Consider the following 12,639-nt stretch of genomic DNA (forward strand, 5'->3'; position numbering starts at 1 on the left):
TATCGCTGAAATTTTTATTCAGCTGTGATAAAATAGCCGAGATTTTTTGTGGATTCGTTAGTGTTGTTGTAATTGTAAAATATTGTAACAATGCTAACGCATTTCTATCAGGTAATAGATAGGTAATACATTTCTTACTTGTTTAGTTACATAAAGGCATAGAAATACCATAAAAATAGGGGTGACATTCAACGAATAATCGTATTAAAATGTAACCATCAATAACGAGATATGCCTTTTGAGAGATTGGTGTATCGATTTTAGGAGAAAGCTATGAAAGCTGTTAAATTATCTGTGGTTTCTGCTGCAGTTCTACTATCAACTTCTGCAATGGCAAATGTTGTGACCAATACTGGTGCGACTGTTGTTGACGGCACTCGTACTATCTTTAGTACTTTGGTACGCCCTGCAGCTGTGAGTGCTGAGGTTGGTACTTTAGGTTATGGTGCTAACATTGGCTGGGCTGTGAATGACACGGTTGAGCTACAAGCAGGTTGGGCTGGTGGCAATATCGCAAAATCCATCAATGATAACTTTAATGCCAATGGCGTTAACTATCAGCTTGAAACTGATTTTTCTAACCCATACTTAGGTGCTCAAGTGCGTCCTGCTGCCAACTGGTTCACTGTTGGGACAGGTATCATCGTGCCTAAGAATGACATCAAAGTCCGCTCAAATAACACAACCGATGGCGTTTTCCGTGTTGATGGTAAAGACTACAAACAAAGCGATGTAGGTCAGTTGACTGGTAAGCTTGAGCATCGTAACAAACTAGCACCTTATTTGACACTGGGTTTCCGCCCAAATCTACACAGTAACTGGGGTGTATTTGGTGAAGTTGGTGCTGCCTATTTGGGCAAAGTAGATGCTACAATTGAAGCAAAAAATCCAATTAATTCAGCAACTCCTATTAATGGTATAACTTCGGAAACTGTCACTAAAATTGCAAAACAAGCAGAGCGTGACATCGAAGATAAAAAATATGCCAACTGGTTCCCAATCGCTAAAGTTGGTGTTACTTACCGCTTCTAATTTAAGCTTAGGCTTAATAAAAAAAGGCAGTGCTTAGGCATTGCCTTTTTTATTTGCCAATTAAAATAATGCCGTTAGCTTTAGATCGGGGTGATTGTATAAATAATGAGCACTGGTTTTGGTTAGACTGATTGAATCAAGCTGCATGCCAATAAGATAGGGTGTCATATCTGCACCCATTCCAGTATATAGCTGATCTTGAAACAGCTTAATTCGGCACTCTTTTACTCGCCAAAAAAAATTGATGAGCTTCTGCTTGCCAGTGCAGCTTAAGTTAGAAAGTATCTTAATTTCATTGGGGTGGAAATATCGCTCAGCTATATCTTGCTTAATATCCTTGATTTCTATGTCAATGGCGCAAAGCGATAAGCTGATAATCAATCCAACTCGATTCTTTGAATGACTAAAGCTAACAAAGTAACGCCTATCACTTGATTGGATGTGATAAGGATATGCGTGGTCATAAAATTCGCCTACGATGCCAAAGCGCTGCATGGCTATTTGTAACAGTAAACGCACGCAGGCGGACTGAGCGCTTTTTTGCTGAGCTCGATTACTGCTTTTTTGCGCCATTTGTGCAGATGCGATAATCACTTGCGGCGCAGGCTGTAAAAATATGATGGTGTGAAGCTTGGGCATAGCAATTAGAAAAATAAAAAGCTCAAAACAGGCTTAGGCTGATTTGAGCTTGTTGGATTGGCTAGGATTAATAAGACAATTCGGCGCGGCGATTTTGAGACCAGGCTTCTTCGTTAGAACCTGTAGCCATAGGGCGCTCTTCACCGAAACTCACAATCTCTACATTAGCTTGACTGACGCCTTTAGCAAGTAAATAACTGTGTACCGCAGCAGCACGGCGCTCACCGAGCGACATATTATACTCACGGCTGCCACGCTCATCGGTGTGACCTGCCACCAAGACGCGCGCGGCTTGGTTGGCACTCAAGAATTTAACCTGCTCATCCAAGATAGCGGCAGCTTGTGGCTTAATTTCATCTGAATCAAAATCAAAATGCACGAGACTTGGCAAGTTTGCCGCTACAGCCTTGATCGCTTCTGAATTATCGACCAAAGGTGCTGCTGTCGTATAGACAGGACCTGTATAGCCTGTTGGTGCATTGGGAGCGACTACGACATTGCCAGTTGATTTACTGGCGCAGCCTGTGGTGATGGCAAGTGCAGACAGTGCAGTAGCGATCAGTGATACTTTAAGATGTGACATAAGGACACCTTGCAATTTATTATAACTGTTATAATTAAATAAGGTCAAATGAGTGATTATCAAGTAATAATCTTTCACAGATGGGAATATAATGACAAATTTATCACGCTTTTACAAGAGATTTTTAATAAAAATCCTTGAAAAATCGCTAGGCTCACTCTCCAGAATGAATCACGGATGAATCACTTGGTAAAAATTGCCGAATGCGCAAAATTTTGTTAACATGGTGGAATTTTCGATAGAATCTTTAATTGTTAAAATACCAAAGTGAATTGATATGACAAACAAAACCCAAACTTCTCAAAAAATTTATCTTAAAGACTACACACCGCCAAGCTATGCCGTGGACAAAGTGGACTTGGATATTCGCCTATTTGACGATCATGCCATCGTTGGGGCGCGTCTTCATATGACAAGGGCGCACGCAGGCAAGCTCGAGCTGTTTGGGCGGGATTTGATGCTTAAAAGTATCTGCTTAAATGGGCGTGAACTATCAGCAGAAGATTATCAAATGGATGAGGAGGGCTTGACGATTTTGGAGACGCCCGATTCTGCCTTGATAGAAACTTGGGTTCAAATCTCGCCGCAAACCAATACAACGCTTGAAGGGTTGTATCAAGCAGGCACAGGCGATGAGCTGATGTTTGTGACACAATGTGAGCCAGAAGGGTTTCGCAAAATTACCTTTTTCCCAGATCGTCCCGATGTGCTGACAGAATACACGACTCGTCTGGAGGCGCCGAAGCGTTTTGGGACGCTGCTTGCCAATGGTAATTTGATCGAATCAGGTGAGGTGGATGAAGATCGCCATTATACCATTTGGCACGATCCCACTAAAAAGCCCAGTTATCTTTTTGCCGCGGTGATCGCAAACCTAGAAGTGATGCAAGACAGCTACACGACGATGGAGGGGCGTGAGGTTTTGCTTGAGATTTATGCCGACGCCCAAGACATTGATAAATGCCATGTGGGCATGCAAGCGCTCAAAGATGCGATGAAATGGGATGAAGACAATTATGGGCGTGCTTATGACTTAGATCGCTATATGATCGTGGCGACAGGTCAGTTTAATATGGGTGCGATGGAAAATAAGGGCTTGAACATTTTTAATACCAGCTGCGTGTTATCAAGCCCTGAGACTACTACCGATGAGCGCAGTTTTCATGTCAAATCGGTGATTGCACACGAATATTTTCATAATTGGACGGGTAATCGCATTACTTGCCGCGACTGGTTTCAGCTGTGTCTCAAAGAAGGCTTTACGGTATTTCGCGATCAAAGTTTTTCAGGAGATTTTCGCTCAAAAGCCGTTCAGCGTATCGAAGATGTCTCGCTACTTCGCTCGGCACAGTTTGCCGAAGATGCAGGCTCGCTGGCGCATCCTATTCGTCCCGAGAGCTTTGTTGAGATTAATAACTTTTATACGATGACCATCTATGAAAAAGGCGCAGAAATTGTGCGTATGATTGCCAATTTCTTGGGTAAAGAGAAGTTTCGTCAAGGCTCGGATGAGTATTTTGCGCGCTATGATGGGCAAGCGGTGACGGTTGAAGATTTTTTGTCGGCTTTGTCGGTGGCAGATGCACGCGTCATGGATTTTTTGCCTTGGTATCGTCAGCCAGGTACGCCAGTGGTATCAGGCAGTTATCATGTTCAAGGCGATAAGGTGAGTGTGAAGTTGGCTCAAAAAACCCGCCATGTACCCAATTATGATGCTCCGATTGCACTACCCATTCCCGTGGATACAGCGATTTTTGATAGCGCGACAGGTGAGATGTTGGCAAGTCAAATGCTGCTATTGACCAAAGACAGTGATGTATTTGAGTTTGATGGGATTGAGCTGTCTGACGGCGCACATCCTGTGGTATCGATATTGCGTAATTTTTCGGCACCCGTTAAGAGCGATTTTGATTATACCGATGAGGATTTGGCGCGCTTGGTCGCGTTTGAGACCGAAGGTTTTAATCGCTGGCAAGCACTTCAGACACTGGTGAACCGCTGGCTATTTGGCACATCCAAAGAGGCTGATTTGATCATCGATGTGATCGAAAAAGCGGTTGATGCACTGATTGATAGCGATCCAATGTTGGCAGCGCGTCTATTTGATTTGCCAAGCCAAAAAGAGCTTGCCATGGCGTATGATGAAAATTATGATCCTGCCTTTGTGAAGGCTCGTCGGGATGAGCTGTATCAGCTTATCGCTAATGGATTGTCGGCAGATGCCAAGCGCTGGTATCACAGACTGCCAATGCAGGCTTATGAAGATACGCCAGATGCGCGCGGACGCCGTCTGCTACGCAATGTTTTATTAGATTTGCGCCTGACGGCAAATGACGATGACGCCAAAGATGATGCTTATCAGCAATATGAGCAGGCGTCTTGTATGAGTGAGCGATTGGGTGCTTTGACGGCGATGATCAATCATAATTTGGATCAAAAAGACAATTATGTTCATGATTTTTATGAGAAATTTAGCCATGAGGATTTGGTGATTGATGCTTGGTTTAGTGCACAAGCCATGTCAGATCATACCAGTGTCGAACACATCGCCGCTCTGATGCAGCGTAAAGACTATGACTGGAATACGCCAAATCGTGTACGAACCACGCTGGGTGCTTTGGCTGCCAAGCCTGTGCAGCTGTGGACGGCTGAAGGGCTGGACTTGTACTTATCAGCGGTTGAGCGCTTAGATAGCACCAATCCACTGCTGGCAGCCCGTCTGTTGTCCGCACTGGCGCGCTGGTACACGCTGACACCTGATCATAAAGCCATGGCAAAACAAAAGCTGACCAAGCTGTCCGCTAAGGCGACTTCCAAAAACGTGCTTGAGTTTTTGGAAAATATGCAAACGGCATCTTAAGTGTCAGGACTGCAAATTCGGGCAGGCGATGGCCTGCCCGTTTTTATTATTTTTATCATGATTGATGGGGATAAATCTTCTATCAATCCTACCAAAAATGTTACAATCTTGTTTTATTCATAAAACCACTTATTACCATGTCTAATGCCCCCGCTGTTCGACCGCCGTTATATTATCGCCTGACCACTGCCATACTTGCGCCCATTTATCGGCAAATGGTCATCAAAAAATCCAAACACAAGCCAACGCTTGAGCGAGAGCTCAATGAGCGTTTTGCCAAGCAGTATCAGCCGCTACCGTCTGGGGCGCTCAGTGTGATATGGTGTCATGCTGTTTCATTGGGTGAGCTTAATACCGCTTATCCTTTACTAAGCAGGCTATTGGATCAAGGCTATGGACTGTGGGTGACGAGCACCACACAGACGGGGTTTGAGCGCGCCGCCAGATTATTTGATGGGCAAATCCGATCAGGACGCGTGGCGCACAGTTTTGTGCCTGTGGATAGACCTCAGGTGATTGATGCATTTTTGGATCATGTCAAGCCAATCGCAGTGATGTTTATTGAGACTGAGCTTTGGGCAAATACTTTATATGCTTGCCGCAAACGGGGCATCAAGACCATGATGGTTAATGCTCGCCTGACCCAAAAATCCTATCAAGGATATGCCAAAATCGCCAAAGTCAGCCAAACCATGATGGCAAATCTTGATGGCATTATCGCTCAAGATGCCGAGTCGGTGCAGCGATTTAAGCAGCTTGGTAAAACTGACATCGTCCAAAGCGATTCGCTCAAATGGGCAAGTGTCAGTGCGCTCAGTGAAGCACAGCTCACCGCTGCTCAAGCCCTAAAGGCTCAGATTCACGAAGCGCACAAAAAACAGGTTTGGGTGATGGCAAGCACGCATGATGGTGAAGAGGGCGTTGCACTAAGTGCCCATAAAAAGTTTTTACAAAAATCGCCCGATGCGCTACTCATACTTGTGCCAAGACATCCCGAGCGATTTGAGGCTGTCTATCAAATGTGCTTACAAGGCGGCTTTGTGACTGCGCGCCGCTCAGTGGATGAGTCCATCACACAAAAGACCCAAATTTATCTTGCTGACACCATGGGCGAGCTGCTTGCTTGGTATCAAGTCGCTCAGATTGCGGTGGTTGGTGGCTCATTTGTGCCGATCGGTGGGCATAACCCCATTGAACCTGCCAGTCTTGCGACACCTGTCATCATGGGCGCGCATGATGATAACTGTAAAGATCTTGTCAAAGCACTCAAAAAAGTCGGCGCGCTAGCGCAGCTGCCTGATGAGCCGAATGTGGCGGATCAGTTGTTTGAAGGGCTGATGCAGGGTTATTTATATCATTGGACGGCTGAGCAAGGCGCGTTATTGGTGAAACAAAAACAGCGCGTTTTGGAAGATCAGCTGAACTTTGTGCTAAGCATCATCCACGCCTGAAGTAGGATTGTGAACAAAAACTGCTCTTAATGTTTTATGTGAGGGCTGTGTTACCACCACGGATGAATGGCGTTTGTTAACATTTTAGCAAGTCACTTTTGCATTTTTGGATATGATAATTTAACCACTTTTTTATCTTATAATAATCAAAGATAAAATCAAACTGGAGAAGATGATGAGTGCTAAAAAACTGACTGCCAGAACTGCGGAAGTGGGCGGTATGCCTATTGCGCGTCTTTTGCCTAATAGAGACAAGCAGCCAATTGGCGCATGGTGTTTTTTGGATCATATTGGTCCTGCAGAAATTGAGGCAGGCGAGCCAGGTATGCAGGTGGGACGCCATCCGCACACCAATTTACAGACCTTCACATGGATGCTGCATGGCGAGATCAGACACCGTGACAGCTTGGGCTATGACCAAATTATCCGTAAAGGGCAAGTCAACCTGATGACGGAACAGGTCCTGAGACGGGCATCAGCCACACTGAGCAAAGTGTGGTGGATGAAGACAATCGCTTTCATGCAGTGCAGCTTTGGATTGCGCTGCCGATGGATAAACAGATTCAGCCAAGTTTTCATCACTATCCTGACTTGCCGACTTGACAATCGCAAGGCATTCGTTATGCCTTGACCACAGGCAGCTATACCGATGGCGAGACTTACACAGCGCCGACCTTACAGTACTCTAAGCTTGTGGGCTTGGATGTGATCTTTGATGAATATGGCACTGCCAATCTGTCTTTTGAGGCAGGCATGGAATATGGCATTTTGATCATCAACGGTGAAGTGATCCACGAGGGTGAGACTTTTGTACAAGATGAGCTGATGCGCTTTGAGACAAGCTAAGATGCTCAGCGCGTACAAATCACTGTCAAAGCTGGCACGCATGTGATGTTGTTGGGTGGTGAGCCATTGCCGCATAAGACTTTGCTTTGGTGGAACTTTGTGGATAAAAGCAAAGCAGGCATCGAAAAGTCTATTGAAGATTGGAATAATGGGCATGAGTGCTTTGGTGATGTCGCAGGTGGGATGCATCGTTTGCCGTCACCACCTTTACCAGACAGCTTTAAAGAATAATTAAATGACTATCAAACCCAGCAAAATTTGCTGGGTTTTTGATTGAGTGGGTAATAAAATTGGGTTTTTTTCTAATATTATTTCAATGATGCAATAAATAATTTCTATTTTTGGGGTTTATTAATGGCATAAACTTCGATAGGCTAAGATATCAAAAGTAAATATTCAGGAGAAAATAATGCAGTTAGGAAGTTTTGTTTATCAATATCAGCCAAATCGTGTGGTGTTTGGCGTGGGCGCCATTCAAAAGCTTGCCGATGAAATCGAGAAATTGGGCTGCACTAAAGCTTTGATTTTGTGCACGCCTGAGCAGGTGAGGCAAGCCAAGCAAGTACAGGATATTTTAAAAGATCGTGCGGTGGCGATTTTTGATCAAGCGGTCATGCATGTGCCCATCCAAACAGCGAATGCTGCCAGCGATTTGGCTAAGGAATTCGGTGCCGATTGCGCGGTGGCGATTGGTGGCGGTTCGACCATCGGCTTGGGTAAGGCGATTGCCTTAAAACATTCCCTACCAATCATTGCCATTCCAACACCTATGCAGGTTCTGAGATGACGCCAATTTATGGCATCACTGAAAATGGCATCAAAAAAACTGGCAAAGATATGCGCGTGCTCCCCAAAACGGTGATTTATGACCCAAGTCTGAGCTTAAGCTTGCCGCTTGAGATTTCTTTAACCAGCGGTATGAACGCCATCGCCCATGCCGCTGAAGGGTTATATGCCCAAGATGGCAACCCTATTATGACGCTACTTGCTGAAGAGGGTATTCACGCCTTGGCTCAAGGTATGATAAAGCTCAAAGAAGACGACCAAGATGAGCAGGCGCGCAGCCAATATCTGTATGGCGCGTGGCTGTGCGGTACGGTGCTTGGTAATGTGGGCATGGCGCTGCATCATAAGCTTTGTCATACTTTGGGTGGTAGTTTTAATTTGCCGCATGCGCCCACACATACCATTATTTTACCGCATGCGATCGCCTATAATGAAGTGGCGCGCCCTGAGGTGACAAAAATCATCACTCGTGCATTGGGCGTAAGCGATGTTTCTGCAGGGCAAGCGTTGTTTGATTTGGAGGTGAGATTAGGATTTGAGACCAAGCTTCAGTCACTTGATTTCACCCAAGAGGATATTCAAAAAGCTGCTGATATCGCCATGCAAAATCCTTATTGGAATCCGCGACCCTTTAAAGATAATATTATCCAGATTATTACTCACGCCTATCACGGCACTCGACCTGAATAACAACTAAAAAACCTGATGCTATATCAGGTTTTTTAGTTGTTATTCAAATGACGCATTCCACAGTTTTTCATAGCCTTGCTTGGTAAAATGATCTACCAAAAAATCAATGAATAAACGGTTTTTGATGGGCATATAATGGCGGGTTTGAAAAGCTATGTTAATGGTCAGCTCAGGGAGTCGCCACTGTGATAATACAGGAATAAGTCTGCCTGCCACGATGTCTTGATAGGTGACATACATTGGCTGCACCAAAATTCCTGCATCATTTAGCGCGGCTGAGCGAATGATTTGCCCATCATTGCTTTCAAGCAGAGGCTGACACTTAAAATAGGCGGTTTGTCCGTTTGTGTGGGTTTGCCCCAGTGCCTGCCATCCAAAAACTGCTTAAGCAAACTGGCATGACGCTGGATCAAATCGATGTCATTGAGCTAAATGAAGCCTTTGCTGCCCAAGCTTTGGCGTGTACTCGTGAGCTGGGACTTGCCGATGATGATCCAAGAGTCAATCCCAATGGCGGTGCGATCGCCTTAGGACATCCTTTGGGTGCATCAGGGGCAAGGCTTGTGACAACTGCCCTAAATGCCTTGGAAGAACAAAAAGGGCGCTATGCTTTGTGCAGTATGTGCATTGGTGTGGGTCAGGGGATTGTGTTGTTGATTGAGCGGGTTTGAGGTCTGACAAAATAAGCTTTCGTCTGCAAAGTCTGTTTAGAGTGATTATAGGCTTAAAAAGGTGATTTGCCTTGACGCCTATAACAGCTTATAAAATAAGCAGCTAGAAATATTCATCTCAAGCTTGATACCCATCTTTGATATAATACTGATCATTTTTAGGGCATTTTTCGCTGATTATGAATATTATCTTATTGGATGACGCAAATTTTATCACCGATCGTATGGCAGTGATTGAGGATCAAGCAGTCATTCGCCATCTGCAATCGGTGCTTAAAGCACAAACAGGCGATGTGCTAAAACTGGGAAAGCTTGGCGATCGTATCGGTCAGGGTAAAGTGATTGAGCTTAGTCACCGTCATGCCATCCTGTCCGATATCACGCTCACCGCGTCGCCGCCAAATAAGCTGAATCTTACGCTCATTTTGGCACTGCCGCGCCCAAAAGTGCTCAGGCGGCTCATCATGGATATGACAGCGATGGGCGTGGATCACATTGTGCTTATCAATAGCTACCGCACGGACAAATCCTACTGGAGCTCGCCGCTACTGTCTCGCCTTGATGAGTTTATGCTCGAAGGGCTGCAGCAGGGCGTAGATACCATGCCGCCTAAGATCACACTTGCCAAACGATTTAAGCCGTTTGTGCAAGATGATTTGCCAAGCCTTATCGGTGATGGTAGTGCAATCGTGGCGCATCCGTATGCCAAAGATCGCTTTGGTCAATTGATCCAACAGCGCTTACCACAGGTTTTGGTGGTGGGCGCTGAAGGCGGATTTATTCCTTATGAAATTGAGCTTTTGAGCAGTGTGGGTGTGCAGGCAGCCAGTTTGGGCGATCGAATTTTACGCACAGAGGCGGCGGTCAATGCTTTATTGGGTAGGTGGCTGCCTTAATCCATCTTCCTAGCGCTTGATCAGTGCGTTGGCTGCGGTGGCGGTTACGATGAGTAATGTACCGACCATTTGCATGATGGTTAAAGGCTGATGTAACAAAAATACCGCAAGTGCAATGGCTGTTAAAGGCTCAACAATCGTGAAAACTGACGCTGTACTGGCAGGCAGCTTTTGCAACGTACTCATGTACAAAAAAAACGGAACAATCGTACCAATCAATCCCAAGCCCAGTGCAAATGCCCAAGCCTGCACTGGTAATTCAAAAAGCGCGCCATAAGTTTGGTATGTCGTCGGTAAGATCAGCAGCGTGGCGGCACTGACTGTAACCGAGCTAAAAAACACCAAATATGACGAGTGGTTTTTAGACATTGCCTTTTTACCAAGTATGCCATACAAAGCATAGCACACACCCGACAACAGACCAATGAGTACGCCACTGTTAAAGCTAAAAGAATCCGCCCCTGCCATCAAACACCCCACGCCGATGACCGCGACGATCGCCAGCAGGGCAGAAGTCGCTGAGATACGCTCACCCAAAATCACCCGTGCCAATATCAAGCTAAACACAGGTGCGGTATACAATAGCGCCACTGCCATGCTCACGCCCACGTGGTTGACTGCATAAAAATAGCACAAAGTCATCCCAAGCACGCCAATGAGCGACTGCATGATCAACCCAAAGGATGCTTTGAAGGTTAAGCCTTTAAGCTCAGGCAGAAGTTTGGGTATGAGTACAAGTACTATCACGCCTGCGGTAACGATGCGTAAAATGGTAATCGAAAAGCTGTCAAAGCCCAAATCAGCCAATTTTGAGGCAATGATGCCCAAAGTGCCCCAGCAGATGCCTGCAAGGATGACTTGTAAAGCGCCAATCAGCTGATCGGTGCGGGTGGAGTGGGTGTGGTTCATAGAGCCTTATGATAAATAAATAGCAAGAGATCAGCACCCCTTGCTATGATAAATGGGAAAAATTATTGTTGATAAACAATGCGCGTCGTCGAAACCGATGGCGTGCTCACAGGCTGCGTCAGGGGCGTATTGATTTGGTTTGGCTTCGAGGTCGTCAATGCCAATGAGATAATATCTTCTGCCATCAAAGTGCCTAGCTGCCCATAGCCTGAATGTGTAAAATGTACCCCATCTTTGGCAGCTTTGGCACTTTTCATCCACTGCTTCATTGAGCAGCTGCCACCCATGGCTGATTGCCAATCCCAAAAAAGCGTGTGTTTATTTTGGGCAGTTTGACGCTGTGCTTCTTGAATGGCACTTAAAGTTTGTGGGCGTACCCCGCAGCTGCCTGCTGTATTTTTTAGTACCTCAGGTGACGAGACAATCATAATTGCTGAGTGTGGCGATGCGTGGCGAATTTGCTCAATACGCTCATCTAATACGGTAGCGATGCGTTCGGCACTAAGGTTGTTATAAGCTTCATTTGTGCCATAGGCAAGTATGATTAGCTCAGGTGCTATGGTTGCCAACTCTTGTTGCCATGCGTTTTGATTCCAGCGGCTCCAATGTGACAGCTCTGCACCATTGATACCAAGCGATGAGACAATAGCACCAAGTTCATGTTTTGACCTACCCCACCAGCCACCAATGGCGGTATTTGCCATGCTGCCTTCAGCGGTGAGCGTAAAAGGCAATTTGGCATCAAAAGTTGTGGTTTGCCAAGTATCATTCTTAATCGGTGCTTCAAGTATCAGATGATTGCCATCTGCATCACTGATGTTAAATAAGCCATCAGTGGCACTTTGGCGAATGCTGACGGTCATTGATTGAATAGGCTCTTGATTTTTTGCTTTAATAGTCAGCGTACTGCCTGAAAAATTTGGCTTAGCGATTAAACCGCCTAATGTATAATCCTCATGTTGATTGCGGCGACTTGAGATGGGCGTCCATTGATAATTGTCATAGCCATAGCGTGCCATACGCTGACCGCTAAAATACATTGGCATCGCCCAGCCCATACCACCGTTACCATAGCGACTTTGTAACTGACTACGCAGTGCTTCGGTCATACTATCGCCTGCAGTATGTGAGTCGCCTAGCTGTATGATGTGAATGTGGTTGTTATTGAGAGCTTGAATGAGCCGATCGGTATTTGGATCTTGATAATTGGTTAAATAATTTGCCGATGTACTCATTGACATGGCTAACGCAGATAACACAAAAAATTGTTTCATAA

General features: G+C 45.4%; 14 protein-coding genes and 1 pseudogene. 10 read left to right on the forward strand and 5 right to left on the reverse strand.

The window, feature by feature from the left end:
* Positions 1-273 precede the first annotated feature (273 nt).
* Entirely contained in the window at positions 274-1,032 is a 759-nt protein-coding gene (locus tag AO382_RS00500; protein WP_064617245.1) for a hypothetical protein, read from the forward strand.
* A 60-nt stretch (positions 1,033-1,092) separates the two neighbouring features.
* On the opposite strand, the gene AO382_RS00505 is transcribed toward AO382_RS00500, so the two are convergent.
* A complete protein-coding gene (locus AO382_RS00505) occupies positions 1,093-1,671 on the reverse strand; it encodes a 4'-phosphopantetheinyl transferase superfamily protein (RefSeq protein ID WP_064617247.1) in 579 nt (192 codons plus the stop codon).
* Positions 1,672-1,738: 67 nt separating this feature from the next.
* Positions 1,739-2,254: a peptidoglycan-associated lipoprotein Pal gene (gene pal / locus AO382_RS00510; RefSeq protein WP_064617249.1), complete on the reverse strand. Its 516-nt coding sequence runs from the start codon at positions 2,252-2,254 to the stop codon at positions 1,739-1,741.
* A gap of 277 nt (positions 2,255-2,531) precedes the next feature.
* Here pal and pepN point away from each other — a divergent pair, with 277 nt between their 5' ends.
* The 7 genes from pepN to AO382_RS11180 all read left to right on the forward strand — a co-directional run bounded on the left by pepN (position 2,532) and on the right by AO382_RS11180 (position 8,887).
* Complete coding sequence (pepN, locus tag AO382_RS00515) at positions 2,532-5,114, forward strand: aminopeptidase N (RefSeq protein WP_064617251.1); 2,583 nt, start codon at positions 2,532-2,534, stop codon at positions 5,112-5,114.
* Positions 5,115-5,251: 137 nt separating this feature from the next.
* Entirely contained in the window at positions 5,252-6,565 is a 1,314-nt protein-coding gene (locus AO382_RS00520) for a 3-deoxy-D-manno-octulosonic acid transferase (RefSeq protein WP_064617253.1), read from the forward strand.
* Positions 6,566-6,740: 175 nt separating this feature from the next.
* Positions 6,741-7,196 carry a pirin family protein gene (locus AO382_RS11160; protein WP_258865239.1) on the forward strand — a complete coding sequence of 152 codons (456 nt, stop codon included), beginning with the start codon at positions 6,741-6,743 and terminating at the stop codon, positions 7,194-7,196.
* Positions 7,193-7,411, forward strand: coding sequence for a hypothetical protein (locus AO382_RS11165; protein WP_258865238.1), 219 nt, complete (start codon positions 7,193-7,195; stop codon positions 7,409-7,411). Before AO382_RS11160 ends, AO382_RS11165 begins: the two co-directional genes overlap by 4 nt.
* 45 nt (positions 7,412-7,456) lie before the next feature.
* On the forward strand, positions 7,457-7,642 hold the full coding sequence (locus tag AO382_RS11170; RefSeq protein ID WP_258865276.1) for a pirin-like C-terminal cupin domain-containing protein: 186 nt from the start codon (positions 7,457-7,459) through the stop codon (positions 7,640-7,642).
* Positions 7,643-7,820: 178 nt separating this feature from the next.
* Positions 7,821-8,198: an iron-containing alcohol dehydrogenase gene (locus AO382_RS11175; protein WP_258865237.1), complete on the forward strand. Its 378-nt coding sequence runs from the start codon at positions 7,821-7,823 to the stop codon at positions 8,196-8,198.
* Positions 8,195-8,887, forward strand: coding sequence for a maleylacetate reductase (locus tag AO382_RS11180; protein WP_258865236.1), 693 nt, complete (start codon positions 8,195-8,197; stop codon positions 8,885-8,887). The genes AO382_RS11175 and AO382_RS11180 overlap by 4 nt, the downstream gene beginning before the upstream one ends.
* 39 nt (positions 8,888-8,926) lie before the next feature.
* Here AO382_RS11180 and AO382_RS00535 read toward each other — a convergent pair whose 3' ends face one another.
* A complete protein-coding gene (locus AO382_RS00535; RefSeq protein WP_081261317.1) occupies positions 8,927-9,250 on the reverse strand; it encodes a LysR substrate-binding domain-containing protein in 324 nt (107 codons plus the stop codon).
* On the opposite strand from AO382_RS00535, the pseudogene AO382_RS00540 reads away from it, so the two are divergent.
* Both AO382_RS00540 and AO382_RS00545 read left to right on the forward strand, forming a co-directional pair.
* Positions 9,229-9,558 (forward strand): annotated as a pseudogene (locus AO382_RS00540) (acetyl-CoA C-acyltransferase); the annotation flags it as partial. The gene AO382_RS00535 and the pseudogene AO382_RS00540 sit on opposite strands and share 22 nt — an antisense overlap.
* A gap of 179 nt (positions 9,559-9,737) precedes the next feature.
* The gene (locus tag AO382_RS00545; RefSeq protein ID WP_064617259.1) at positions 9,738-10,454 is read left to right on the forward strand and encodes a 16S rRNA (uracil(1498)-N(3))-methyltransferase; all 717 of its coding nucleotides are present in this window, start codon (positions 9,738-9,740) and stop codon (positions 10,452-10,454) included.
* 9 nt (positions 10,455-10,463) lie between these two features.
* Here AO382_RS00545 and AO382_RS00550 read toward each other — a convergent pair whose 3' ends face one another.
* Positions 10,464-11,363: a DMT family transporter gene (locus AO382_RS00550; protein ID WP_064617261.1), complete on the reverse strand. Its 900-nt coding sequence runs from the start codon at positions 11,361-11,363 to the stop codon at positions 10,464-10,466.
* Positions 11,364-11,425: 62 nt separating this feature from the next.
* Entirely contained in the window at positions 11,426-12,637 is a 1,212-nt protein-coding gene (locus AO382_RS00555; protein WP_064617263.1) for a GDSL-type esterase/lipase family protein, read from the reverse strand.
* Positions 12,638-12,639 lie beyond the last annotated feature (2 nt).

Origin of the sequence: Moraxella catarrhalis, from assembly GCF_001656295.1 — a bacterium.
Classification (GTDB): Bacteria; Pseudomonadota; Gammaproteobacteria; order Pseudomonadales; family Moraxellaceae; genus Moraxella; species Moraxella veridica.